This is a genomic window from Flavobacterium hibisci, from assembly GCF_020026925.1.
GTDB classification, from domain to species: domain Bacteria; phylum Bacteroidota; class Bacteroidia; order Flavobacteriales; family Flavobacteriaceae; genus Flavobacterium; species Flavobacterium hibisci.
This window is the reverse complement of the sequence record NZ_JAIQDW010000001.1, coordinates 284542-310705: the sequence shown is the minus strand read 5'-3', so window position 1 is coordinate 310705 and position 26164 is coordinate 284542. Positions and strand designations below refer to the sequence as shown.

The window sequence follows — 26164 nt, the reverse complement described above, 5'->3', positions numbered from 1 at the left end:
TATGGGAGAAATTAGTAACGAGAAATTGTTTCAAGAACTGTATCTATGTTCTACTGAAGATAAGGTTGAAGAATTATTACATAAATATCCTGATAAATTTGCTGACAAAAATTGGGCTCCCCTTGGTGGTAATGAAAATATGTTTGGTATTGTTAGAAACCAGCAATCTAGCCCTATCGCGGCTTTAGTAGAGAAGGTAACAAATTCAATTGATGCAATTTTAACAAAAAAGTGCTTAGAAAAAGATATTTCTCCAGTCTCTAATGATGCTCCACAATCAATGGAGCAAGCCATAAAAATGTTTTATCCTGACTATAAAAATTGGGATCTAAAACAAAATAGACGAAAACAATCAGAAGACATTCAAATTATTGCCGATGGACCACCAAAAAACACTTCTGTTATTATTTATGATAATGGAGAAGGCCAGCATCCGAATCAATTTGAAAATACTTTTCTTTCTTTAGTAAGGGGAAATAAAATTAATATTCAATTTGTACAAGGTAAATATAATATGGGAGGAAGCGGTGCTTTAGTTTTCTGCGGGAAAAGAAGATACCAACTTATAGGTTCCAAACGATTTGATAATTCAGGTAATTTTGGATTTACACTAATTAGGCAGAGAAGAATCAGTGAATCTGGTGAAAACAGACGTTCAAGTCATTTTGAATTTTTAAAAATCGAAAATGAAATTCCAAATTTTCCAATTACTGAATTAGATTTAAAGTTAAATGGAAGAAAATTTAAAACCGGTACAATAATTAAAATGTATTCATACCAGTTTCCTGTTGGTTATTCAGGATTTGCTCAAGATTTGAACCAAAGTTTAAATGAGTTTCTTTTCGAACCGGTACTGCCTATCCTGACAGTTGACAATAAAGATCGATATCCAAACAATAAAGTTTTGGAACTTGATTTATTTGGGTTGAAGAGAAGACTTGAAGATTCTCAAAGTGATTACATAGATACTTATTTTTCAGAAGATTATGATGACGAACTATTTGGAAGTGCTAAGGTTACCTGTTATGTTTTTAAACCTAAAACAGATAAACATGACTTAAAAAAAAGTAAAGATATTATTAGGAGCAGGTTTTTTAAAAATAATATGTCCGTAATGTTTTCTATAAACGGACAAGTCCATGGAAATTATTCTTCTGAGTTTATTACAAGAACTCTAAAATTCAATCTATTAAAAGATTATCTATTAATTCATGTTGATTGTACCAGTATGAATCCAGATTTTAGAGAAGAATTATTTATGGCTTCTCGTGATAGACTAAAACATGGCGAAGAAGCTAATGCTTTACGCGATTATTTAGGTAAAAAATTACGAAAAAGTCAGCTAGATGAAATTAACAGACGAAGAAAAGAAACTATCGGTTTAGAAAGTGAAGATACTTCCGAATTAATTAAATCTTTTGCTAAAAATTTACCTAAGGACAGTGAGCTTTTTAAATTACTTCAGAACACTTTAAAATTAGATGAAAAAAAAGAAGAAGTCAAAAAAATCTCATCCAATATATCCAAACCTAAGATAGAACAAAAGCCTTTTTTACCTCAAAGATTTCCGACCAAATTTGATTTATTCCATAAAAAGGAAGGAATTAATATAATTAGTCTGCCAAAGAATGGTGAGAAAATTATAAAATTTGATTCAGATATAGATAACGACTATTTTGACAGAACAGATGAACCTGGTGAATTACAATTATCTTTTTTAAAAATTAAACGAGATAAAAAAGATGGAGGTGACCAAGCTGGAGTAAGTACCGAAGCTTCAGGATTGCTTAATGTGACTAAAAGCAGTCCTAATAATGGAACAATTAAAGTTACTCTTGAGCCAACTAACAATATTAATATAGGAGATGAAATAGAAATTAGAGCTTCTTTAACGTCCCCAGGAAAAATATTTGAAGAAATTGTTTTAGTTAAGATCACTGATAGAGAATCTACCAAAGAAGCTGTCCCTGAACCAGAAGAGGACCTTGATCAAATTGGACTACCAAAACTTCAAAAAATATATGAAAAAGACTGGACTGTATTAGAGGAAAGAGGAATTACTATGGATCGAAAAACTGTCATGTATCCTTCTTCGGAGGGCGACAAATTGGAAGAAATTTTCATTAATCTAGACAGTCATGTCTTCTTAAGTCATCGTTCTAAATTGAAGAATGAAGACCAAATTGTCACAGCACAGCGAAAATATATTTCCTCCGTTTATTTTCACACACTATTTCTATACATGATAACTAAAAGACGAAACTACACTATGACTAGATTAAAAGATGGTATTGATGTAGACGTAACTATTGATGAATACATAATGGATGTCTTTGATAGCTATTATAGTGATTTCTTATTGAATTTTGGCATGGAACAGCTGATGGGAGCTTTAGAAGAATAAAGTTATTTATTTTAGAAACCAAGCTTTTTATACTTTATCCGAAACTAATTAAAGCCAAAACTTGTTTATAATTGTTTAAAGGATTTTGGATTTTCGGATCAACAGATAATGATAGTCCATTTGATAATTCGGTTCAATAAATATTTGAATTTTATAAAATAAAATATAAAAACATCAATTTTGAAATAAATCAAGACTGATGTTTTTTGTTTTTAGAAAAGTTTGTTCAATATATACCAGCGATTAAAATCACTCAGTAAGGTACTTAAAATAGTTACTCGCATTCACTATAAAGAAAATTAGAATTGAATCGTCAAATTTAAAAAACTAATAAGCTTTTCTACCAAGCACAATTTTATGATATATTTCTCGGGCATTCCTCGCTTAAAAGCTTTAAAACCTCAGTTAAGTTTGCATAATCACCTTTGGCATTTTCAAATGTTATAGTTTGTATATTAAAATCATCTAAGTATCTTCTTGAATAAGTAGAAAGATGATCTTTTTTATCCATTAGCAAGTAATGTGTAGGACCACCCCCATGATAAGAATCATGCAAGAAATCAAGCAATTGGTTAAACTCTGGGTCATTCATTGATACACCTACAAAAAAAATAGATTTAGTTGTAAAAATAGTTTGCAATAAACTTCTGTAACCAGCTTCCTTGTACAAAGTTTTTCTGTAATCTCTTTGAGATAAAATTAAGGTTTCTACATCTCTCTGCGCATCTCCATGTGCTTTCAAAATAAAAAATCTACCTTTCCAAAAATTATTAGCTGCTTCCCTACTTTGTGAATAAATGAAAATATTAGGATGATCGTGGTAAACATTATTATAAGATTTCTCAAGTAAATTATCGTAATTGATTGTGATAACCATACTACCCTTAGTCTTTACTATATAATCATGATTTATTGTGGGCTTATTAGTAGAGCTTTGAAAAAGTTCTTCCATGTGTCTGTTAAACAGCGATCCTAAATCAAGCTTTAATTCTTCTGCAAGCATTAAGGATTTACCAGGGTCTTTCGACAATGTTTCATACTCAGTCTTTTTTTCTTTACTTATTCGACCATTTTGCTCTCCTTTTTCTATAAGTTGCTTTAACAAATTTGACCAATCAGGAAAACCTGCACCAACTGACAATCCAGCGCCAACAAAAAACACACCTAAATCCTTTGAAAAAGATTCTAAAAGCTCTTTTGGTAAATCTATTTTTGCCATGACTAATTAAAAATATTTTTAAATATTAGGTTAAATGAAACATTTCTTTTTTCAATACTATCCGGCTCTGCACCTGCATATTTAAATGCCATATAATAATCGTATAAAATTTTATTTTCTTCAGATTCATCCTTACCGGAAAGTAAGGTTTTTGGATCTCTTATTTTCAATCTTTTCACTTCTAGCGAATCATACTCTCTAGCAAAATTTTTGTAATTTATAGTTTTTATTTTTTCGGAATTATTCATCAAAAATAGGAACAAATCAATAAAATGAAATTTTTTATAAACTCTTGTTTGAGATAATTGATCTAGTTGATAAATCGCATCCAATATATCTGAAATAAGTTTCTGATTAGCATGTGAGCAATCTAATTTTTTATCAAGATATAGTTCAAGCAATAAAGATGCTTTTAGTGGTTTTGTGTTTTTATAAAAAAACAACGCTAATGCATGTGCTAAATAATCTTGTCTTTTATACCTGGCAGGTTGTATCTTACTATTAGCAAAAAATTTATTATTTAATACAAAATTATCAATAATTGTCCCAGCTTTACTTATAATTGCATTTCTTTTTTCTGCTGGTACCAATGGCTCACCTTCCTGTAATCTACCAAATAAAGTTCTAATTTCGTAATTATCCGCCTCCTCAATTATAGCTATACTAACCTCATAATCAGTAAGTTTATCTTTTAGTTCTGGATCTAGACTTCTAAATTTTTTACCGCCTACTATAAGTTGATTAATTGTTTTAAGATTTAAACCTTTTTCTTCATCCTCTAATAAAGAATAATCATTTTCTAAAAAAGTAAAAATAGCATTTAATCTTTGCTGTCCATCAGCAATTTCATAGTCATGTGCCGCATTTTCAAGTTTTCTTAGATATATTTTTGGAATATCAATGCCTCTTAAAATCGAGTCAATTAATAAAGCATTTTTTCTGTATTTCCATACCTCACCCCTTTGATACGGTGGCTGTGGATTAATTTTGTCTTTTAATTTAAATAAAGTAGAGATTTTCCAAGTAGTTAGTTTAACTTTCATAAATGTAAGATAGTAGCTGATTGACATAGTAATAATCAGCAGATAAATAATTTAATTATATTCTATTTATATTTTGCAATTAGCTATTTAATTTTTTTAATCTTTCTTCGAGTTCTTTCTTCTTTTTTTCTAATAAGAGATCTAAATCTTTTGGAAATGTTAAAGTTTTAAATCTATCTAAGTCACCAGTAAGAGCACCTGCGTAAGCCAACCTAATTAACAAAAAGTGAGTGGTTGCCCTAGGTAAAACTATTGTTCTTAAATTTGTATCATCAATTAAACCAGCTTTTTCATGAATTAATTTTTCTGTTAACTCACCAATTTTAATGATCTCTTCTAGCAATATTTTATTATTTCCAGAAAATACATGACTATTTAAGAGGTATATCAGTGTTGAAAAGTTAGAATCTACTGCTCTGTATTCCTCGTTGAACTTTTGATAAAGTAAATTACTTTTCATTCTTAATTGCAATATAGGTCCGTAAAACTCATCTAATTTTTTTCTTATTTCAGCTCTTTCTTCATCTTCCTTTTTAGCATTGAGTGTTTTTACCATTTGAAAATATGAAAGCAAAAGTGCTACTAATCCAATAATAATTGGACTGACAGTTGTAAAAATAGTTAGCCAATCTAAAGACGTTTCTTTTTTTTCAGTAAAAAAATTAACTATGTGATCACACGTTAATAATACCATTCTTGATCTTTTTTAAAAAGTTAATACCTTCTTCCAGGTTATCAAAAACTATAGTTGAGCTTTCCCTAACAATTTTAAATCTATTAGCAAATATCTCATCATTTTTTGATCTTTCATCAATTAAAATTATTGATTTGTCGAGAGCTCTAGCATAGCCAACCTCTAAGGTTAGTCCAATTCCTGACGGATTATCGTTTTGCATATAAGCAAACAGAATATCAGATTGTTTTACATAAAACAAGTCCCAAAATGTATACTCAGCACTATTGGTTAACTCATGTTCTCTTGGATTATAGAACACAAAATTTTCACTATTAATCGTTTCAATTACTTTTTTTTGCCAGTTTGATTCATTCATTCCACCAGCTAAATATACTTTAGTCTTCATATTTATATAAAACAAGATGCACATCCTTCCCCTTCTGCATCATCTAGTAAATCTAGAAGATAAGGAGATTTTTTATTTAGTGCTTTTTTATTGGTTCTTTTTAAGTGATCTTCTTTAATTTTAGCTATACGCTCTGGTTTAATAATATCTTCTAAACTTTCGTCTTGCATCCAAGTATAGCCATCTTTCTCATACTCCAATGCTTTATAAAATAAATCCGGGTGTTGTTCATATAACCATATCCATTCGATCTTTTGTTGATAGAAACAGAAAAAACAACCTGAACGACTTCTTGCATAAGATGATTTTTCACCATTGATTTCAAATTCTACTTCTTTATAGTAAGCTGGAACTCCTACTCCAGAATCTTCAAGTAATTTAAATATATCATCTCGAACGAGAATGTCTTCATTATTAATTAATGGAAATAATTCTTCAGTGGATAAAGGATATTCTGTACTCTTTAAGAATTCAAAAACAATTGAGTTAAATTCTTTTATTCCTAAATCTAACAATGAATTAAGTTTTTGACTTTGAGAAAAACTTGTTGAAATTTCAGTATTAATAAGCTCTAAAATTCTTTCGGTTTTGTCATTTTTTGGCTGCGATAATAGTATTTTACTGGTAAATGATATATTCTTATTAGAAAGAACTTTTGAAATAACGTCCTCACTCCATATACTTTTTCTAAAAGGAAAGATGGATTGAATATTACTTTTCTTTGAAATATAGCCTTCCCTATCCTCATCTCCTCTAATCCCAACATACGAAATAACTGGATCATCACCTACAAAATTTTCAAAAGGATCAAGCTTTAATTTTTTAGTACACCATCTTGCGTTTGATGATGGTAAATATCCTTTAAATAATTTTATGAAATGATCGAAGGGATTATCTTCAGAACTGTCATTTACCGCTTTTAAAACAGTTATTTTTTTTCCAAGAAAAGTCTCCAAATTCGAGATTAAATCATAAGTTTCTTGTAATTCTTTGCCTGTATCTGAAGTATAATATTCTATATCCAATTCAGGATAATTTTTTTTCATATATATAGCCAAAGCAGCACTGTCCTTCCCTCCCGATATTCCTAACACATGTCTTACTTTACTCATTTTTAAGCATTTCTTTTAAAAGGTTAGTCAATGCTGCAATATTTAAAGAACTATCTCTTGACAAAACATTTTCTAACTCTTTTTGTATTTTAAAAACTTCTTCTTTTTTTTCTTTAGGTAAACGAATAATTTTTTTACTTATACCTTTAAAAAAAGTATTAATTTGTAAATCATAAACATCTTCCTTTTCTTCATTAAAATCAGATTTAGAAAGTGAAGTTAAACTATCTAATTCCATAATCATAGACTTAAACTTATCATATATTAAAAGCTCATCTTCATCTGTAGTTTTATCTAACGTCTTACCGATGAGTGATTGGACTAATGAATTAAGCCATGCTTTTTTATCATCAATTTGAGAATCCAATCGTTGAACAAATATTTTTTGGCTGGGCAATAATAAATGTCGCCTCAATTTTTTATATCTAGTTTGTAGACTGTTTTTATAATCTTCAAAATCAAAATCTTCTCCTACAATATCACTTTTTATAAAATCTTCTACTCTATTGATTAATTCATCGTAACAATTTCTTATTTCTTTAATTGAATCTTGCAGCTTGATCGAAAAGGATTGTAACTTCTCTGCAGAGGATTGAATCTGTTGAATTTTAAAATTTAATGCATTAGGAAATGATTCAAAAAATGTATGCTCAGGATCTTTTGCTAAAAAAATTGCGCTTCGAATTCCGAGAGCTTCTTTAGATAAACGATTAGTATTTTTTGTATAATCAGGTAAATCTCTATAGAAAGTTAAAAACGGTTTTATAGTTTCTATAAAACTGTCATTTGATATTTTCTCTTTTGTTGTCTGATCTAAAAAAATCCTGTATCTATTAAAAATATCTAATTTAACGCCTTCAATCGCAAATGTTTTTATCTCAAAATCTTCTGGTTTTTTTATTAACAACTCAAGTACTTCATCACTAAGATTCGCAATATATCCGTTATTGCTAAATAACGCAAAATCGTCACGCTTAATAAACAAAAAAGTAGGAATCCATAAATCAATAAGACCTTGTTTTAGTTTGTAAGGTCTTTTACTTAAAACATCAGCAAATTCACTTACTTTTCTTCTTCCGATTTTAGCACTTTCAAGAAAATTAAGGGATTCGTCCCATAAAAAATTGAACCTATTTCTTTCGTTAGGCTTTATTATATCACTAATTTTATCAGAATATAGATATATATCATTATTTTCAAGCAGAGATAAATAAATTGTTTTTTCTGCAGGAAATTTGTCTTCTGGAAATCCTAATTGTGATTTATTCCAATTAGTAACTAATGCTTTTAAGTAATTTTTTTTTGCAACATGTATTGATGTCGATATCTTATGTTTATTTACCAACTCATTTTTAAAAATCGGTGAGTTGCAATAAACTGCATCCGATATTTCAGAGAGCTTACTGTTTAAATCTTTTTTACTTTTAATTTCTAATTGGCTCCCTTTATAAAACCAAACAACCTCAGAATTTGTTCCATAAAAGTTATTTAGAATTTTATGATTTAAAAGATTAATTTGATGCTGAACGATATTATTTAATTCTCTAGTTGCAACTTTATCATTTTCATTTTCTGCAATCACTTTTCTCGTTTTCTCAATTTCAAATAAAAGCTCTTTTATTTGTTTAGCATTTTTATAATAACAATATAAAATAGCTTCTTGGCTTTCGGCAGATTTTATTTTTACTTCATCTAAAATATCTTTGTCATTAAAAACTAAATTAATAAATCCGTCAATTTCATTTTGAGGTATCTCATCAATAGGAAAATGTGATATTTTATATTCAAATAATCTTGGAGTTCCAACTTCAAACATTACCTTCTTTGCTAGAACAGGATGCAAGTTATAATACTTGTTTAGCATAGTAACAACATCAGTGATATTATCAACCTTATTTTCTGCCTGCAGCAATGCCAGCTCAATATCTAAATCTGTACCTTCATGAAGAATAAATCTCTTCAAATAATTTCTGTAAACTATTATTTTTTTATCAACTAGATTCTTTAGTAGCTCTTTTGAATTATTAACTGATAAAACTTTCTCCGAGTATTTTTCCCAAAAACCGCTGTCTAAAACAGCACCGGCACCGGTATTAATATTTAAAACTCCTATACTTTTAATTAGTTTTGAATAGTCACTTAAATTTGTCTCGAATGAAGTTTCGACAACTTCTAACGCATTCTTTATAGACTTCCAAGAATTAAAATCAGGATTGTACTTCGAATTAAGAAAAGAGTAAAAATTAAAAGTTAAATAATCATAAATCTCTGGCAATGAATAAAAACCTTTTTTCAATTGCTTGAACTGAAATAAACCTGCAAAATCGGTAGACTCTAAAAATGTAAAAAGAGACCTCTCATTTTGTCCATATTTTTGCAGAGATTGAGTGATTACGTAAGCAGAAATTGCATCTAATGGATACAATTTTTCTGCTATTTCGCTAATATAATCTTCATTAAAGTTAAATGCTTTTGAATCATACAAAAGCTTGTTAGCTTCCTTAATTTGTGTATTTTCTCTGTCTGAAGATGGCAGTTTGTTTAGATGTTCTGCAGCTAAAAACAATAATTGTTCGATTGGCTCATTAAAAGTAATTTCTTTAAAACGGCCTTTAACTTTTGTCCATTCTTGTTTTTGAGTGTAATCTAATGAAAAAGCATAAGCATCAAAATTTTGATGTACAGATGTTAGTAAAACTATATTATGAGAAGTATCATTTACAAATTCTGAAAACTGCTGCAAGAAAAATAATTCTTTTTCAGGGTTGTTTTTTGAAGCATATTCTAAAAACTTACCAAACTCATCAATTGTTACGATTAACAATGGATTTTGCCCTAAAGCATAATATCTATTAAAAACTTCTGAAAATATAGTTTCGGCAGTAGTGTTTTTTGACTCTAAGTCAAATAAGTCGATGAAAACATCTATTAAAGACCTGTATTCTCCAATGATGTTGATTTTACCGTATTCCTGATTTGGTAGAAAAGCTACATTAAAATATTTTTTTCTATTTGATAAGCTCTCTTGAAAAGCAAGCAAAAATGAACTTTTACCTGTCCCGTAAGAACCAATAATATTGAAGGAACGAATACCTTTTTTAAAATCACTTACGATTTGTGATGCTAAACGTATAGCATTATGAGTTGGGATATAATTTATTTCCTTCTCCTCATCTCGTATAATATTTACAGATGTTGTAAATTTATTTAGCATAATATATGTTTAATACTTCGTATTTGTTTGGTTTATCTCTAAATTGCAATTCCTTAATTCCAGCATGATCGTTATAAGTAATGCCATACTTTTTAAAATTAATATCAGAAGCAATTCCTTCAATTTTATTTACAATTCCTGCCCTATTAATTGCAAAGACACTACCTATTTGATTTTTTTCATGCTCTAATGAGTATAAATTGATCGAATTACTAAAATCATCATTATCAAGAATAGAAAAGAGTAATATTTCATCAGGAATATTATTTTTTTCATCGTTGATTACACTAAAGGTTAATTTTTCTTTGTGTAACAAATTAAGTTCTGCCAATAGTCCTGTCAGATTCTCTTCCTTATCTTTAATATTTTCCGGTATTGTATACATTTTTACAAATACTTCAAAATCACTAGCAATCGTATTTTTACTAATTTGAGTTAAGTTATTCTCATCAATTTTTCTTGAAACATATGCAATAAAATGTTCCTTCGAAAATTCAATTTTTTCACGTCTAAAATCATTATATATTAAATTATAAATGGATGCATTGTCATTCTTTACTAATATATAATGTAAAAGCCATAAAGTACCTTCATCCTCAATGTATGGGTCTTTTCCCATTTCATCGTCAAAAATATAGTTCGCCAACTCTGTTAGATGCCCCTCATTGTCTAATAAACCAAATGCTTTCATCCAAAAACTGATAGCAGAAACCATATTTTTACCCACTCCCAATTCTAAAACAGCGTTTAATTGAGAAAATTTATTCCCATTCTTAACAAAATCATATCCTTTCTTTAACCATAAATGACGACAATGAAATGTGTCATGTCCTGAAAAAGTGAATTTTATAGTTTGTTTTTCTTCAATCATTTTAAATTTAATATGGATTTATTCTAATTATACAAAATAACGAAAAAAAGAAACTTGTTTCCGATTTATAAAATATAGTTTTATTAAAGTTTTAAGTATTATCAGTTTCTATATTAAATAATTTAAGCTACAGATTGTTGATGAGAGTATTAGATAATTTACCCCCCCCCCTTTTATTTTCGGCTAATAGTCAAAATATAACCTACAATAATTCCTGTTGCATTTGCTACTTCCGAAAAGTCGCTACCCATTTTATTATGAATATCAGCTATTAATTCCAGAGAAGTATTAACTACATCAAACTTTTCTACAGAAAAATTAAGTGTAGGAAATTCTATTGACAAGTTGGCACAGGTACTATCCCAGCGATTTTGTTCTTGAATTATTTTAGTTTTTATAAAAGTGTCTGTCACTAATTCCTCACACTTATCAAATCTTCGAAGAAAACCACAAAAACAATATTGAATACTGTTTGAAGAAATATTGTCTGTAAGTGTCATTGCACTACCCATCCTCTTTGCATCATTTATGATTTCATTGTCGGTTTTATTAATCGCTTTTAATTCTATTCCGCAAATAGTACGGTCCTGTGAAAATGCTTGAAAATCTGTTTCTTCTCGAGTGATCGCAATATCAATTTTTTGATTTAATTTATTAGTCGGTGAATGTCCAGTTTGGCGCTGAAGTAACACCATATTAAATATGTCAGTAACGTCTAAGTCATGAGTAAGAAACGCATTATTATAAAATTGCAAAATGGGATATTCTAATTGGATTTTATAATTATGATATTTATTCCATTCTAAAAGTTGCTGAGCAACATTAACTGTCAGTAAATATTCGCGAACCTGTTCGATAAAATCACTGTATGAACTTAATAAAAGTAAGTTTTGATTATATCCTTTAGTTAATCCAATTTTAATTTGTTCAATTATTTCTGATGAATTCATTTAATTATTTTTTAGAAAAAATTGCTTTATATATAAATTTAAAATGTCAATTCTTCAGTCAAAACTTTACGTAATAATTCACCTCTTTTTTCTAAAAAAATTGGAAAGTCAACAAGATCTATTTCTTTTGGTAAGTGATATGTTTTTAAAGAAATATTATTTTCGTTAATCCATATTTTCAAATCCTTTGAATTTTTAGATTTGTTCTCATTTCCATCAAGCATTTGCAAATTAAGTATAGAGTTAAAATAATCCGATTCCGTAAAATATTCTTTATTTTTATCAGTAAGTAAAATACCTTTTGATTTTAGTTTTTTTTCATTAAAATGCGAAATAGGGTGACAATGATCTAAATGGAAATCTCTGTTTTTGTAATCCAGGTGAGGAAATAGCAGAGCTAAGATGGGAAACGCATACCTACTATCTTTACTTGTAAATAAAAGTGAGTCTATAAATTCTTCATCCACTGTAATTGACTTATTAGTTTTGGATAATCGGCTAGCTATTGATTGTGCAGGGAAAATTTCAGCTCCTTTCTGAATGTCTTTTTTCACGGTATCTCTAATTGCCTTTAACACGCCTTCTGCTTGTCCGCCAAATATTTGATGTAATAGAGCGACATGCAACCATCTTTTTATCAATTCTCTATCTTTTTTATACTTAACTTTCTGGCAAAAGCCTTCTACCCTATCTGTCTTGTACAAATAATATACAATTGGAAGCAGTGCATTTAGAGATGTCAAAGTACTTGGTGCATAACCAAAGTCAGTTACAAGTTGAAAAACTTCTTTAATAGTAGTTTTTATTTCTTTCCAATATTCTTCAAATTCTTTTGCATTTTTTATAGAAAAGTTTTTAACTCTAAATTTAATATCATCACTGTAAAGTACTAAATAAGTGCGTAGCACAAAATCTTTATTTACTGCATAACCATATTCCTTTATCAATTCGTCCACTAGTCCATTTATTTCTTTTTTTGCATCTAGATTCTGCCATCCCATAATCGTAGTAGACATCACTAAATCAGAATAACTAAGTGAAATCCCTCCTGAATTAACTCTAATAAATATATTTAAAGCTCTAGTGAAATCAGAACTTTCCTCAAGATAATAGTGAATTAATTTTTCTAAATGGACAATATCATGAAGTCTGCTTAATATTTCCTGAGCTTCATCACAAATTATATTATTATTTTTGAAATATGTATTTAATTGTGATGTGCCTTTTATTCCAAGAATATCTCCTACCTTAAACCATTTGTTATCTTCATCAATATTTAATATTTCTTCAGGCTTTAAAAACGTAAATTCATACATTCTGTCATCATCACTGTCATTTAAGTCATTTCGTTTATTCTTTTTATATTTTAAATTTAAATACAAATATCTAGTTGGTATTGAATACTCCGTATCTTTCCATGCCAAGTTATAGCCTTTAAAAGCATATGATCCTTTTAATCCTAAATATAAAGCTGTTAACCTTTGTTGTCCATCTAAGACTACTTCAAAACTTGGTATATTTTTAGTAGAAACTTCCTCTGACCTTATTAAATAACGTTCACGATATTTTTTCAAAATTCCATAAAATCTTTGATTTTCGGTATTTTTGCCGTTTACGCGCCATAAAAGCATTGAGCCAATTGGATAGCCTTGCATCAATGAATCAAAAAGCATCTCAATTTTTGAACTAGACCAAACAAAATCTCTTTGAATAGCAGGCAATAAATATTGATTATAATCTATCTTTTCTATTGCGTCGGCAACTGATAGTGGAGGGAAAAATGACATAAATTTTATTTGACGATTTAAACAGGCAAAATAATTCTTTAAAATAGAAATCATTACAGTATATATACCTGTTTTTAAAATTTATGATCATAAAAAAAGATGCTAAAAGCCTCTTATCTGTGAATATCTAATTTTTCTAAATCGAAATCAAAATCAAACAATTCTTTTGGATGAATATTTAAGCCTTGAGAAAGTTGCAAAATAGTAGATAGTTGAATATTTATTTCACCTTTTTCAATCTTACTAATATTACTGTGATCTATATCACATCTCTGCGCTAATTGTCTATAGCTGAAGTTTTGTTCTATTCTAAACTTTTCAACTTGTTTTCCAAAGAATATTTGAAAGTCCGTTTTTTTTATAATACTACTCATACTTTTTTTTGTAAAAGCAATTTCAGTAGAATCAAAAAAATAAGTGTGGGTTTTTGACACCACAAAGAATAAATTTGTTATATTTGCAACTAATTGTATACATTTGCGATTCTTCATAAAAAATATTTGAAGCATTCGCTTAGAATCTCGACTTGAAAACTGGAAATTTAAAAGGAACGAGAGGATAAGTAAGATGCTCACGCCTATGGCGTGGGCTCACTTATTGTTCCTCGGTATTTCCAGTACCTCAAGTCAATAAGCTGAGTTCTGCGCCTTTTTTATTATAACTCTCTTATCATTCTTAGCCAATCTGCTTAGTATTTTTAAAGTTTTGCATTCAAAAGAAATCGAATCTTTAAAACATCATCAGCTATGTCCTAAATAAAAACTTTCAATTATGTAATTAAGTCGTTTACTTAATACATAAAAATGGCCCTCTATCTCGTCGCCAAACTAACATAGAGGACCTTAGCCAATCAAACTAACGTTTAAACTAACCAATCCAATATTATGAATAATTTTTCATTTTACAAGGATGGAAGAACTCTTTATTGCCTAATTTTTCTTGGCTTTATATTGTCTTTTTCATCACTTCAAGCTAAAGATCCCAGACGGAATCTTTCTTCAATCCTGCAGCAGCAGATTCAGGGTACAGTTACCGATGGAAGTAATCCCTTGCCAGGTGTTACAGTCTCCATTAAAAACAAAAGTCATGTTGCCGCTATTTCTGATTATAATGGTCATTACAGTATTTCTGCTGCGGGTGATGAGGTTCTAATTGTTTCTTTTCTCGGATTTAAAACTGTAATGATTCCCATTGGAGGACGGACTACTATTGATATCAAACTTGAATACGATACCACAACACTGCAGGAAGTACGGGTAAATGCAGGATATTATTCGGTGAAGGAAAGCGAGCGTACGGGAAGTATTGCCCGGATTACGTCCAAAGATATTGAGACACAGCCAGTTTCCAACGTATTGGCTACGATGCAGGGCCGTATGGCAGGGGTTAATGTAGTGCAGCAGACCGGTATTCCCGGCGGCGGTTTCGATATCAGGATAAGAGGTCAGAACAGCATACGCACAGATGCCAATGCACCTCTATATATCATCGACGGAGTTCCGTATGCTTCCGATCCTATCGGATCTTATCAGACAGCTACGGCTTTTCCCTCTGTGGCTAGTCCGCTTAATAATATCAATACTGAAAACATTGAAAGCATCGAGGTATTAAAAGATGCCGATGCCACTTCAATTTATGGCTCCAAAGGAGCGAACGGCGTGGTATTAATTACGACAAAAAAGGGAAAGAGAGGCAAAACCACTTTCAGTGTGAATGCATCCACGGGTGCCGCAACTGTCACCAGACACCTTAAACTTATGAATACCCAGCAGTATCTTGCGATGCGAAGACAGGCATTTATAAACGATGGAATTACCCAATATGGTGAAGCCGATTATGACGTTAACGGTACGTGGGACCAGAATCGATATACCGACTGGCAGCGTGAACTTACTGGGGGTACAGCGCAGATTTCCGATATACAGGCTACTATATCAGGGGGATCTGATAATACGCAGTTTCTTATAAGTGGGAATTCACATAGAGAATCGACAGTCTTTCCGGGAGATTTTCTTTATAAAAAAGCAGGAAGCCAGCTAAGCCTGAATCATCGTTCTATGGACAATAAGTTTAAAATGACATTCTCAGGCTCATATAATTTTCAGGACAACAATCAGCCATCGTTTGATTTTACTTATGACGCGCGCTCGCTTCCCCCGAATGCTCCGGCTCTTTATGACTCCAACGGCCAGTTGAATTGGGAGAATGATACATGGCAGAACCCATTGGCAAATCTCAACACTAAATTTGAGTCGAAAACAAATGATCTGCTTGCCAATACTGTGCTTTCTTATGAGCTGTGGCAAGGTTTTACAATCAAAAGCAGTTTAGGATATACTGACTTGGACACAAAAGAAACCCGAATCGTGCCTTCCACTATTTCTAATCCTATCTATAATGTCAGCAGCGCAACATCGGCCATTTATCTAAATAATACGCAGCGCAATTCCTGGATTATAGAACCTCAAATCAATTGGGTCAAGGAAGTTGGAGGCGGAAAACTTGATGCCTTGTTAGGATCCACATTTCAAAATCAGTCCACTGAAAAATTGTATCTGTCGGCAACTGGATTTACATCAAACAGTCTGATATACAATATCGCCGCGGCAAAAACTGTCAAAATTGTTCTTAATGATGAAAGTCTGTATAAGTATCAAGCCTTTTTTGGAAGGCTCAACTATAACTGGCAGCAGAAGTATATTGTAAACCTTACTGCAAGAAGAGACGGATCCAGCAGGTTTGGACCCGGAAATCAATTTGCAAATTTCGGAGCAGCTGGAATTGCGTGGGTATTCTCCAATGAAAGTTTCCTAAAAAAATATTCATGGCTAAGTTTTGGAAAAATCCGCTCCAGTTACGGAACAACCGGTAGTGACCAAATCGGGGACTATCAGTTTCTTGATACTTATACAGTATCAAGTGCCATTTATGCCGGAAATACAGGATTGCAGCCAACTCGGCTGTATAATGCCGATTTTGGATGGGAAATCAACAAGAAATTAGAAGTCGCATTGGAGCTTGGTTTTCTGCAAGACCGCATTTTTTTGACCGGTGCATGGTACCAGAACCGCTCTTCCAACCAATTAGTGGGAATTCCGCTTCCCGGCTCTACGGGATTTACAGTCATACAGTCTAATTTGGATGCAACAGTCGAAAATACAGGATTGGAACTGACCATGCGTACCCTGAATTTTAACAAGGGTTCTTTTAATTGGAGTACCAGTTTAAATGTGACCTTTGAGCACAACACTCTTCTAAAGTTTCCTGGGCTTGAAGGCTCTTCATACAGCCAGCAGTACAGAATTGGCCAGCCTCTCAATATTGAATTGCTGTACAGCTTCAATGGTGTGAATCCACAAAATGGCGTCTATAGTTTTGAGGATATAAATAAAGACGGAAAGATATCTTTTCCTGATGATCAGCAGATAATCGCAGACCTGAATCCGAAATATTACGGAGGAATCCAAAACCAGCTTAGTTATAAAGGCCTTGCACTTGATTTTTTATTTCAGTTCGTGAAACAAAAAAATTATAGCTATCCGATGGAAGCGGCAGGAATGATGTCCAATCAGCAGGCAAGAATGACAGACAGCTGGATCAGTGCTGAGGATCCTGGGCTGTATCAAATTTATACCACGGGGTCAAATGGTACTGCGCTGACAGGATACGATCTCTTCTCGCAGAGTACTGCTTCCATCGTAGATGCTTCCTATATCCGACTAAAGAACATTGCACTTTCCTATGAACTCCCTTTGAATCTTAAGGAAACCAAATGCAAAATTATGCTGCAGGGCCAAAACCTGCTGACATTCACAAAATACGAGGATGGAGATCCGGAATTCAAGAGATACGGCTTTCTGCCCCCTCTCAAAGTAATAACGGCCGGAGTTCAATTAACATTTTAATTTAAGAGAAATGAAAACAATAAATTCTTTAGCTATAAAACTGATCTGTTTTTTTGTCCTGCTGCTGACAGAGTCCTGCGATTCATTCGTAGAAGTCGACTTGCCAAAGTCACAGCTAATAAATGAAACAGTTTTTGAAGATTATGCCACTGCAAGTGCAGCACTTACAGATATCTTTTCCAATATTAGGACCAAAGGAGTCTTTACAGGAGCCAGCACCGGCATTTCCAACACGCTCGGCAATTATACAGACGAAATAATAAGCGTGGACAAACCCAATAATGCCAGCCTGCTTTTCTATAACAACGCCCTTCTTCCTTCCAATTCTATTGTCGCCCTATATTGGAATACATCATACAATCAGATCTATGCTGCAAATTCCATAATTGAAGGCGCCCAAAAAAGCAAAAACCTGACTACCGAACAGAAACAGCAGCTGCAGGGCGAAGCACTCTTTATTCGTGCACTTCTGCATTTTTACCTTGTAAACCTCTTTGGGGATATTCCCTACATTACTCAGACTGATTTTAAGCAGAATAGTATTGTAACGAGAATACCTGTTCAGAAAATTTATGAATTCATTATACATGATTTGGAAGATGCTGCCTCCCTTTTACCTGTGGATTACAATGGCAGCGAAAGAGTAAGACCCAATAAGTTCACAGTAAAAGCTCTTCTTTCCCGAGCTTATCTTTACAACAAATCCTATCCTGAAGCCGCAAATACAGCCTCGGCCGTCATCAACGAAGGTGCCATTTATAAGCTGGAGCCTGATATTGCAAAAGTATTTCTGCTTTCCTCAAAAGAAACGATCTGGCAGCTGCAGTCAGGAAACACAGGTGCCAATACGCTTGAAGCCTCATTTTTCACCTTTACAGCAGGGCCTCCTCCTCTGGTCTCTCTAAACAATAATCTGGTAAACTCATTTGGTGCCGGTGATCTTCGCAGATCAAGCTGGATAAAGGCCATTTCAAATAAAACCTCAACATGGTATCACGCCTATAAGTATAAGGAAAATATTGCCACATCAGCTTCAAAAGAATATTCCATAGTTTTCCGGCTTGCCGAACAGTATCTTATCCGCGCAGAAGCACGAGCCCAGCAAGGAGAACTCATCGGCGCTAAAGAGGATTTGTCCAAAATCAGAAACCGTGCAGGCCTTAGCAATACAACAGCAGCAAGCAAGGATGAGATCCTGGACGCCATTTTAAACGAAAGAAAGTGGGAACTCTTCACCGAGCGCGGTCATCGTTTTTTTGATCTTAAGAGAAACGGTGAACTCGACAATGTATTGACGGGTTTAAAACCGGGATGGAACAGTGATGACCGCTTGTTGCCCATTCCACAAAGCGAACTAAGCACCAATCCTAACCTGCGTCCGCAAAATCCGGGCTATTAAATAAAACTTGTTATGTCAGCAAACTTTGAATACAGAAATAGTTTTACTCAGCAGTCCTGTCTGTTTTTGGATACAGGAATTTTATTTTTATTTTTTATTTTGCCATTAGTAGCCTGTCCCTTATGGGGGCAGGCAGGGCAAAAAAAGCATTTGGATCCTTCAGATTATCCCTTGTGGGGCCAAACACATCTGGATAGAATTTCACCTGATGAGAATTGGGCTAGTTTTAAAATGACCTACGAAAATGGCAATGATACGTTATTTGTCCAAAATATGACGAATAACAAAATCCATTCTTTTCCCCGCGGTGAGAATTCCGTTTTCACAAAAAACAGTTTTTTTATCTGTCAGATGGCAGCAGAAATAAGTGTATTAAATCTTAAGACAGCTTCGCAGAAGACAATCCGCAGTGTAAAACGATTCGAATATTGTGATGAGACAGGTAACCTGATTGTACTTATCCAAACTGCTGATAAAAAAAACAATCTCAAAATCTGGTCGCTCGCAACAGGAGCAGTCAAGGAAATTCAAAATGTAAATGATTTTTCGCTTAGCCCCTCCGGACGTCAGCTGGTTTATGCAGTTTCGTCAAAAGATCAACTCACCGTCAATCTTATTGATCTGAAAAAGTCTAATCAACCAAAAACGATAGTTTCCAATAATAAAAATCATTATATCAGTCTTACTTGGCAGAGCAAGGGTGAGGCACTCGCATTTCTAAGCCAGCCAGACCAAGGTAAAATAACCTCACTTTTTTATTACGCCCTGAAGGAGAAAAAACTATATGAATTTAATACAGAGACCCGTTCTGATTTTCCCGATCAGACCGCTATCGTTTATGATCCCTATTACAAAATAAGAATTTCAGATGACCTTAAGAATGTTTTTTTTGCAATCAAAAGACAAGCCGCCACATCAAGTGCATCAGAAAAATCAATTGTTGAAATCTGGAATACTAATGATCAGTGGATTTATCCATATAATGTAAGAATGGGGAATTTTGCAAATTCTTTGAAAATTGCCGTCTGGCTCCCGCAGACCGATCTTTTTACCCCTGTTTCCACTGCAGAAATTCCCAAGATCATGCTGACAGGAAATCTCCAAAATGCTGTCCTTTTTAATCCAAAGGACTATGAACCGCAGTTTAGTGAAAGTGGTCCCAGTGATTTTTATATCATGAATCTCATGTCATTTGAAAAAAAAGTTTTTTTGAAAAAACAATTTCGTCACAGCCGGTCTCCCCTGCCGTCTCCAACAGGAAAATTTATAACCTATTTTAAGGAAGAAAACTGGTGGGTCTATGATGTCCTATTACAGACACATACGAATTTAACGGCTAAAATTGGTGTTAAATTCATGTCAAAAAACCAGACCCTGGTACCCGAATCGACCTGCGGAAGTCCGGGCTGGAGCATCAATGACAAAGAAATATTAATATATGACGAATTTGATATCTGGGCGGTTGCTCCTGATGGAAACAATTTTCGCAGGCTTACCCGCGGACGTGAATCAAAAATTATTTTTCGTATAGCAGAATTTCCGGGCAGACTTGGACTTAACAAAATCTACGATGGCATAAAAGCGGAAGTTTACGATTTAAACGACAGTTTGATGCTTCGCGCGAAAGGTGCAGATGGTAAGACAGGGTTTTACAAATGGAAAACTGCCTCTGGTGCAGAACCAATCGTATATGGAGACTTCTATGTTGATGAGCTCACCTATGCCGAAAAAAAAGGAAAACTATTTTTCAGACAGCAGAAATATGATGTGCCGCCCCAATTAATGTTCGCGGCAGGCAAGGGAAAAATAATCCCTTTTTATAAAAGCAATCCGCAGCATAAAAAATATTTCTGGGGCCATTCTGAATTGTTTGATTATCGAAATTCCAAAAAGCAAAATCTTAAGGGTGTACTATTATACCCTGCCGACTATGACCCAGCTAAAAAGTATCCTATGATTGTTAATATTTATGAACTTCAATCTCAGGAACTTCATCTATATTCCAATCCGACTTGGAAGAATGAAAGTGGTTTCAATCCTACACTCTTTACCTCAGAGGGCTATTTTGTATTGCTTCCTGATATTGTAAACGAGCAGGAAAATCCGGGAATATCTGCCACTGACTGTGTTATATCAGCCACACAGAAAATGCTTGATTCAGGGAAGATAAATCCTGGGCAGATTGGGCTTATGGGTCATTCATGGGGAGGCTATGAAACCTCATTTATAGTATCGCAGACTAATCTGTTTTCGGCAGCAGTTCCCAGTGGCGCAATAACCGATCTTAACAGCTTTTATTTTACTGTCAGCCAAGCTTCAGGCAAACCTGAGTTTTGGCGCTTTGAAGATGAGGAATGGAATATGAGAAAAACACCATTTGAAGCACCGCAGTCTTATGCTCGCAATTCCCCTTTGGTGCATGCAGAAAAAGTCACAATCCCTTTGCTTTTATGGACAGGCAAAGACGACAAGCAGGTAGATACTCATCAAAGCAAGGAATACTATCTGGCACTGCGAAGACTTGGAAAAAAAAGCGTTATGCTGCTATATCCTAATGAGGGTCATGTAATCTCTGATCCATCTGCACAAAAAGATATTACAGTCCGGATTTTGCAATGGTTTGACTATTTCCTAAAAAATGAAAAAACATGCCAATGGATCACTGATGGCATGATGTGATTCACTCAACCACAAAACAAATGCAGTTCCATTTTGTGGAACTGCATTTTCAAATAACAGAATCAAATACGCGATAACATACTTAATCAGGTTTGTATAATGGCGTAGTACAGATGTTGCTGTCCTCCGGCTTTTCATACGCCTGTGCACCTGATACGCGGCAAAAACTGTTAAGAGGGTTATCACTACAGTTAACCTGAATTGTGCTACATTCATTTTGACTATTTCTTGTGTATCCATCTTTTTGAGCAAGTTTGGAAGAGCTCTGCATAGATGTGGTCATAAATGCACCTCCGACAGCCATTGCAATTACTGCAGCTGGAAGCATGTTTTTTAAATTTAACGTTTTCATAATTGTATTTTTTAAATTAATATAGGATCTGCTTTTTTTTACAGGAGTTCGATCTTTTTCTCCTGAAACTGGCCAGTTTATTTTTCTATTATAAATGAAATTCAAATAGATTTTATTTCTTTTCTCAGTGCGTCTCTCAATTCATAGACAACCAATTCATTTCCTATTATTGCATAAAGATGTGCGTCCGTTACTAGAAGGGAAACCAGTTTATCGCTGCTGGTATGATAGATTGGAAAACTGAATAAATAATTGTTTTTATTTAGGTCATATACATCTATTACAAATGATTTCTCCCTGACCGACTTACTCTCAAACCTGCCTTTTGCTGTGGAATGAACATACAGAAGATTCTGCCAGACGGCAGCATGTGCATTAATGGCATAGGAAGGAGATGACATCGCATATTGGGTTCCATTCTTAAGTGTTGCGACCTTTATCTTCGCATACTTTGTAGTATCTATTGTGTTGCCTCTGAAACTTAGAAAACCTGATTTATCTGCAACTACAAATTCATTGCGGTAATAATAGACATAAATAATTTTGTGCATTTTTTCACTGTATAGCAATGTTCCGTCAGTATCAAAAATGCCGTCAATCTGCTGCTGCAGAAGTTTTTTGTTGTAATGTATGGCAGGGGTTTCAGCTGCGGTATAAACCCCAAGTACACTAGTCAATTTTCTACCGTTATTTGATCTGAAAACAATATTATTACTATCAATTGGTACAGCTCTATTAAAATATGGAGTGCCCTTGAGTTCTTTGTTAATTCTCCAGTCCGTTAAACTACCCCTGAAAATTTTAGGTACGCTTCCGTCGACAAGATAAAAAAATGAATCTCTTACGGCAGTAGTTACGATTTTAAAGGGTATATCTTTGGGATCAAATTGTATATTTTTAACCTGCCAGTCACCTAAATTTTCATTCAGAGAAATGATTTTGGAGGGCGTGGTAAAATTTCCAAGATATAATCTTTTATTGCTGAAACCTGCAAAATAAAACGAATTGAATTTTAGGTCAATAGCATTCGAGAACTCTGCAGGATGTGGAGGAAAACGTCTTATAAAAGGGTTTTCATTGTGCATAATATTCTCAGAAGACAAAAACAAAATGACTACTGCCAATGTACTGAAAGCCGTTATGCCTGCCAGTCCTTTAAAGGTTTTTAGATATTTTGCACGAGCGGTATTTGTCTGTTTTATCTTCATATTGAACAATATTGCCGCTACTGCAAGAATAACAAAAATTATATTAAAAATCAGGTGTACGTTCCAGCTCATTTTTTCTAATATACCACCGCAGGAACAGGGAACAAAGGAACTATAATGCAGTACAATAAAAATATAAACGGTAAACATAATCATCAGGCTGAATGAAGCCCACAAACCAATATTTCGAAATTTTGGAATCACCAGCAGTATAGCTATCAGCAATTCAATTATGGGAACAAGCCACGCTATCCAGGATGCAAATACACTTAATAGCGGAGACTGTCCCAATTGAATCTGAAAATTCTCAAAGTCAAGAAATTTTGCGATCGCAGCATAGACGAATAATAAAACAAACAAAAGGCTGACTGCTTCTATAAAAACACTTTTAAAATTGAATCGTAGTTTCATAATCAAAAAGTTTATAATATTCCTATTTCGAGAATGCCGGCAAAAGCAAAAAAGATCATTAGCAAATGTAGAGGTGTTATTTTGAACCGAGGTTATCAAAAACGTGCCAAAAGTTTTAAAAAACGTGCCAATTTCGTACAGAAGTACTGACATGAGAAAAGCGCTTAACAAATAATTTTTATCTATTAAGCGCTCATCGTTTTTAGAATGCTCCTTTCTTTCTTAGAGACTTCCGCTGAGTGTTATCAGCTTTTGATTTAGTTCCACAAGTCCTGCTTTCTGCAGGCACTCTTCGGAAAGATTTTTGAGGTCCGAGATTCCTTGTTCCGAGATTCCGGCCAGCAGTCCTGAATCTTCGGTTTTTGGATCCAGCCCTTTACTGATGACATGGCTCAGCAGCAATACATTTTTTCGTGAAATTTTCAAATCAATCTTCACCAGCTCGCTCATTCCAGGTGTACTCAGCACAGTATCATATACCTTGGAAACTTCATTTTTTGTAATCATAATTTCAACGTTTTTAGATTAATACTATTTGATGTAAAAATAAGAAGCTCCCTTGAGTTTATTCACGTCAAAATCTGGTGATGATTGCCCGGCATTTCTGGCTTTCCTACATTCGTACTTTGATTTATAAAGGAAGAGCCACTCTATAGAATTTATAAGGAGTCCTATAACTCATAATTCTCTATGCAATTCTTTAAAGAAGCTCAAAGACTGCATCGTTCCTGCAGTCGGCCAGATGTCCGGTTGTATCACAACCGCTCTCTGGCTGCCCAATGGCTCGAAACTCGCCGGCAGAGAAATTTTAAGAAAAATATGGTTTTAGAAATGAAAATGAAACGAGATGAAAGAGAAAAACACAAACCGTATCAAGTGGGTCCACCTTCGGCTTACGACAGAAGAAATGAACCTTCTTCAAAGAAGATTTGAAAAATCACTATGTCCCAAACTCAGCGATTTTGCCAGAAAAAATATGCTTGGAAAACCAGTAATTCTAAAATACAGAAACCAGTCTGTTGATGATTTTATTTTAGAGATCAGCAGGCTCCGAGCAGACCTGAATGCGGTTGGAAACAATTATAACCAGATGGTGAAAAAGCTTCATACCCTGCAGCAGATTCCTGAATTCAGGGATTGGATTTATGCATCACTGGAGCAGAAAGAAATACTTTTTGATTCCATTGAAAAAATAAAAAACTGTGTATTAAAACTCGCTGAAAAATGGTTGCAGTAATCAAGACTGGACAGTCGGTAAGAAGGATATTTCATTACAACGAAAACAAAGTTTCTCTTGGTGATGCACTGTGTATTGGTGAGAGAAATTATCCTGCAGATCACAACCATCTGAGCAGTTCACTAAAAATAAATCTGCTGCTTAATCAATTGGAACTTAATGAAAATGTCAAGCGCGGTAGTGTTCATATATCCCTTAATTTTCATCCCTTGGAGAAAGATCTGAACCCGGAAAGACTGATGGATATCGCCAATACCTATATGGCTGAAATCGGATTCAGCGAACAGCCATTTCTGGTCTATCAGCACTTTGATGCAGCACATCCGCACATTCATATAATTTCAGTAAAAGTCAAACCAGACGGCAGAAGAATTGATATGCAGAATATTGGCCGAAACCAGTCTGAGAATGCCCGTATAAAAATTGAAAAGGATTTTAATCTCATAAAAGCACAAGGCCGGGAAAAGCAGGTCAATTACAGCCTAGAACCTATAAACCCCTCCATAGTAAGTTATGGAAAAATCCAGTCCAAAAAAGCAGTTGCCAAAGTACTGGATTTTGTACTGAATACCTATCAGTATAAAAGCCTTCCGCAGCTTAATGCAGTCCTGAACCTTTACAATGTAATGGCCGACCGGGGCTCTGAAAGTTCACGTGTTTTTAAAGGCGGAGGATTGGTTTACCGCATAGTGGACAAAGATGGCAAACAGATCGGTGTTCCTATTAAAGCCAGCGATTTTTATAACAAGCCAACCCTTAGGTACCTTGAGGGAAAATTTGAAGAAAACAGGATTAAGAATTCAAGACCCGGTCTTAGAATAAAAAATGAGGTACGTTCTGTTTTCCAATCAGAAACACCATCTCTGCAGGAACTGGCTCTTGTTCTGGAATCCCACGGAATAACATTGGTTCAAAGGCTTGCCCAAAATGGTTCATTGTATGGCCTTACTTATATAGACCATGTTTCAAAACAGGTTTGCAACGGAAGCGAGCTGGGAAAAGAATTCTCTGCTGCAGCTGTACTGCAGGGGTGCAGAAACACGAAAGCAGATGTTGCAAATATTGCTTTTACATCTGAATTTCTAAAAGATCCTGCAATCAAAATCCTTTTGGAAATACAGGACATTCTGACGTCAAAGAACCTATCCCCACAGCCATTGCAGGAATTTATCAGCAGTCTCTTTGAAAAGGAATATCCCGGCAGTTATCTTCCTGCGGCACTGAGGAAAAAAAAGAAAAGAAGAAAAAGAAAGGGTCTTTCAAATAATTAATAAATTCTAAAAATTACAGT

General features: G+C 33.5%; 19 protein-coding genes. 6 read left to right on the top strand and 13 right to left on the bottom strand.

Annotation, left to right across the window (positions count from 1 at the left end; translation table 11 throughout):
• The first annotated feature begins 1 nt into the window (after position 1).
• The gene (locus tag K8B81_RS01045) at positions 2 to 2404 is read left to right on the top strand and encodes a hypothetical protein (RefSeq protein WP_115887075.1); all 2403 of its coding nucleotides are present in this window, start codon (positions 2 to 4) and stop codon (positions 2402 to 2404) included.
• Positions 2405 to 2759: 355 nt separating this feature from the next.
• Here K8B81_RS01045 and K8B81_RS01040 read toward each other — a convergent pair whose 3' ends face one another.
• The 10 genes from K8B81_RS01040 to K8B81_RS00995 all read right to left on the bottom strand — a co-directional run bounded on the left by K8B81_RS01040 (position 2760) and on the right by K8B81_RS00995 (position 14173).
• The gene (locus K8B81_RS01040; protein WP_115887074.1) at positions 2760 to 3623 is read right to left on the bottom strand and encodes an SIR2 family protein; all 864 of its coding nucleotides are present in this window, start codon (positions 3621 to 3623) and stop codon (positions 2760 to 2762) included.
• 2 nt (positions 3624 to 3625) lie between these two features.
• Positions 3626 to 4666: a DUF262 domain-containing protein gene (locus tag K8B81_RS01035; RefSeq protein WP_167443820.1), complete on the bottom strand. Its 1041-nt coding sequence runs from the start codon at positions 4664 to 4666 to the stop codon at positions 3626 to 3628.
• Positions 4667 to 4745: 79 nt separating this feature from the next.
• Entirely contained in the window at positions 4746 to 5360 is a 615-nt protein-coding gene (locus K8B81_RS01030; RefSeq protein WP_115887072.1) for a hypothetical protein, read from the bottom strand.
• On the bottom strand, positions 5341 to 5748 hold the full coding sequence (locus tag K8B81_RS01025) for a nucleoside 2-deoxyribosyltransferase domain-containing protein (protein WP_167443819.1): 408 nt from the start codon (positions 5746 to 5748) through the stop codon (positions 5341 to 5343). The genes K8B81_RS01030 and K8B81_RS01025 overlap by 20 nt, the downstream gene beginning before the upstream one ends.
• Positions 5749 to 5750: 2 nt before the next feature.
• Positions 5751 to 6860: a phosphoadenosine phosphosulfate reductase family protein gene (locus K8B81_RS01020; RefSeq protein WP_115887070.1), complete on the bottom strand. Its 1110-nt coding sequence runs from the start codon at positions 6858 to 6860 to the stop codon at positions 5751 to 5753.
• The gene (locus K8B81_RS01015) at positions 6853 to 10074 is read right to left on the bottom strand and encodes a hypothetical protein (protein ID WP_115887069.1); all 3222 of its coding nucleotides are present in this window, start codon (positions 10072 to 10074) and stop codon (positions 6853 to 6855) included. The genes K8B81_RS01020 and K8B81_RS01015 overlap by 8 nt, the downstream gene beginning before the upstream one ends.
• Entirely contained in the window at positions 10064 to 10945 is an 882-nt protein-coding gene (locus K8B81_RS01010; RefSeq protein ID WP_115887068.1) for a DUF4007 family protein, read from the bottom strand. Before K8B81_RS01010 ends, K8B81_RS01015 begins: the two co-directional genes overlap by 11 nt.
• 173 nt (positions 10946 to 11118) lie before the next feature.
• A complete protein-coding gene (locus K8B81_RS01005; RefSeq protein ID WP_115887067.1) occupies positions 11119 to 11895 on the bottom strand; it encodes a hypothetical protein in 777 nt (258 codons plus the stop codon).
• Between the two features lie 38 nt (positions 11896 to 11933).
• Complete coding sequence (locus K8B81_RS01000) at positions 11934 to 13736, bottom strand: DUF262 domain-containing protein (RefSeq protein ID WP_223678194.1); 1803 nt, start codon at positions 13734 to 13736, stop codon at positions 11934 to 11936.
• Positions 13737 to 13795: 59 nt separating this feature from the next.
• Positions 13796 to 14173 (bottom strand): helix-turn-helix domain-containing protein, encoded by a 378-nt coding sequence (locus tag K8B81_RS00995; RefSeq protein ID WP_223678192.1) that lies wholly within the window; start codon positions 14171 to 14173, stop codon positions 13796 to 13798.
• Positions 14174 to 14566: 393 nt separating this feature from the next.
• Here K8B81_RS00995 and K8B81_RS00990 point away from each other — a divergent pair, with 393 nt between their 5' ends.
• From K8B81_RS00990 to K8B81_RS00980, 3 genes are read left to right on the top strand one after another with little or no spacing between them, the layout of a single operon-like run.
• Positions 14567 to 17587 carry a SusC/RagA family TonB-linked outer membrane protein gene (locus tag K8B81_RS00990; protein ID WP_115887065.1) on the top strand — a complete coding sequence of 1007 codons (3021 nt, stop codon included), beginning with the start codon at positions 14567 to 14569 and terminating at the stop codon, positions 17585 to 17587.
• Between the two features lie 10 nt (positions 17588 to 17597).
• Positions 17598 to 18986 (top strand): RagB/SusD family nutrient uptake outer membrane protein, encoded by a 1389-nt coding sequence (locus K8B81_RS00985; RefSeq protein WP_223678190.1) that lies wholly within the window; start codon positions 17598 to 17600, stop codon positions 18984 to 18986.
• A 12-nt stretch (positions 18987 to 18998) separates the two neighbouring features.
• Positions 18999 to 21665: an alpha/beta hydrolase family protein gene (locus K8B81_RS00980; protein ID WP_115887064.1), complete on the top strand. Its 2667-nt coding sequence runs from the start codon at positions 18999 to 19001 to the stop codon at positions 21663 to 21665.
• Between the two features lie 82 nt (positions 21666 to 21747).
• On the opposite strand, the gene K8B81_RS00975 is transcribed toward K8B81_RS00980, so the two are convergent.
• From K8B81_RS00975 to K8B81_RS00965, 3 genes are all read right to left on the bottom strand, one after another.
• Positions 21748 to 22017, bottom strand: a complete 270-nt coding sequence (locus tag K8B81_RS00975; RefSeq protein WP_223678640.1) for a DUF6520 family protein — start codon at positions 22015 to 22017, stop codon at positions 21748 to 21750.
• 101 nt (positions 22018 to 22118) lie between these two features.
• Entirely contained in the window at positions 22119 to 23636 is a 1518-nt protein-coding gene (locus K8B81_RS00970; RefSeq protein ID WP_167443818.1) for a MauE/DoxX family redox-associated membrane protein, read from the bottom strand.
• A 222-nt stretch (positions 23637 to 23858) separates the two neighbouring features.
• Entirely contained in the window at positions 23859 to 24143 is a 285-nt protein-coding gene (locus K8B81_RS00965; RefSeq protein WP_115887061.1) for a hypothetical protein, read from the bottom strand.
• Between the two features lie 340 nt (positions 24144 to 24483).
• On the opposite strand from K8B81_RS00965, the gene K8B81_RS00960 reads away from it, so the two are divergent.
• Together K8B81_RS00960 and K8B81_RS00955 are read left to right on the top strand one after the other, a co-directional pair.
• Entirely contained in the window at positions 24484 to 24873 is a 390-nt protein-coding gene (locus tag K8B81_RS00960; RefSeq protein WP_115887060.1) for a plasmid mobilization protein, read from the top strand.
• On the top strand, positions 24861 to 26144 hold the full coding sequence (locus K8B81_RS00955) for a relaxase/mobilization nuclease domain-containing protein (protein ID WP_115887059.1): 1284 nt from the start codon (positions 24861 to 24863) through the stop codon (positions 26142 to 26144). Before K8B81_RS00960 ends, K8B81_RS00955 begins: the two co-directional genes overlap by 13 nt.
• Positions 26145 to 26164: the final 20 nt, after the last annotated feature.

What these genes read in the sequence shown, in the direction of transcription:
- K8B81_RS01030 (WP_115887072.1), bottom strand. Translation starts at nt 5,360, where the DNA reads ATGGTATTATTAACGTGTGATCACATAGTTAATTTTTTTACTGAAAAA.
- K8B81_RS00970 (WP_167443818.1), bottom strand. Translation starts at nt 23,636, where the DNA reads ATGAAACTACGATTCAATTTTAAAAGTGTTTTTATAGAAGCAGTCAGC.
- K8B81_RS01000 (WP_223678194.1), bottom strand. Translation starts at nt 13,736, where the DNA reads ATGATTTCTATTTTAAAGAATTATTTTGCCTGTTTAAATCGTCAAATA.
- K8B81_RS00990 (WP_115887065.1), top strand. Translation starts at nt 14,567, where the DNA reads ATGAATAATTTTTCATTTTACAAGGATGGAAGAACTCTTTATTGCCTA.
- K8B81_RS01020 (WP_115887070.1), bottom strand. Translation starts at nt 6,860, where the DNA reads ATGAGTAAAGTAAGACATGTGTTAGGAATATCGGGAGGGAAGGACAGT.
- K8B81_RS01040 (WP_115887074.1), bottom strand. Translation starts at nt 3,623, where the DNA reads ATGGCAAAAATAGATTTACCAAAAGAGCTTTTAGAATCTTTTTCAAAG.
- K8B81_RS00985 (WP_223678190.1), top strand. Translation starts at nt 17,598, where the DNA reads ATGAAAACAATAAATTCTTTAGCTATAAAACTGATCTGTTTTTTTGTC.
- K8B81_RS00995 (WP_223678192.1), bottom strand. Translation starts at nt 14,173, where the DNA reads ATGAAGAATCGCAAATGTATACAATTAGTTGCAAATATAACAAATTTA.
- K8B81_RS01025 (WP_167443819.1), bottom strand. Translation starts at nt 5,748, where the DNA reads ATGAAGACTAAAGTATATTTAGCTGGTGGAATGAATGAATCAAACTGG.
- K8B81_RS01010 (WP_115887068.1), bottom strand. Translation starts at nt 10,945, where the DNA reads ATGATTGAAGAAAAACAAACTATAAAATTCACTTTTTCAGGACATGAC.
- K8B81_RS00975 (WP_223678640.1), bottom strand. Translation starts at nt 22,017, where the DNA reads ATGAAAACGTTAAATTTAAAAAACATGCTTCCAGCTGCAGTAATTGCA.
- K8B81_RS00955 (WP_115887059.1), top strand. Translation starts at nt 24,861, where the DNA reads ATGGTTGCAGTAATCAAGACTGGACAGTCGGTAAGAAGGATATTTCAT.
- K8B81_RS00960 (WP_115887060.1), top strand. Translation starts at nt 24,484, where the DNA reads ATGAAAGAGAAAAACACAAACCGTATCAAGTGGGTCCACCTTCGGCTT.
- K8B81_RS00980 (WP_115887064.1), top strand. Translation starts at nt 18,999, where the DNA reads ATGTCAGCAAACTTTGAATACAGAAATAGTTTTACTCAGCAGTCCTGT.
- K8B81_RS01005 (WP_115887067.1), bottom strand. Translation starts at nt 11,895, where the DNA reads ATGAATTCATCAGAAATAATTGAACAAATTAAAATTGGATTAACTAAA.
- K8B81_RS01035 (WP_167443820.1), bottom strand. Translation starts at nt 4,666, where the DNA reads ATGAAAGTTAAACTAACTACTTGGAAAATCTCTACTTTATTTAAATTA.
- K8B81_RS00965 (WP_115887061.1), bottom strand. Translation starts at nt 24,143, where the DNA reads ATGATTACAAAAAATGAAGTTTCCAAGGTATATGATACTGTGCTGAGT.
- K8B81_RS01045 (WP_115887075.1), top strand. Translation starts at nt 2, where the DNA reads ATGGGAGAAATTAGTAACGAGAAATTGTTTCAAGAACTGTATCTATGT.
- K8B81_RS01015 (WP_115887069.1), bottom strand. Translation starts at nt 10,074, where the DNA reads ATGCTAAATAAATTTACAACATCTGTAAATATTATACGAGATGAGGAG.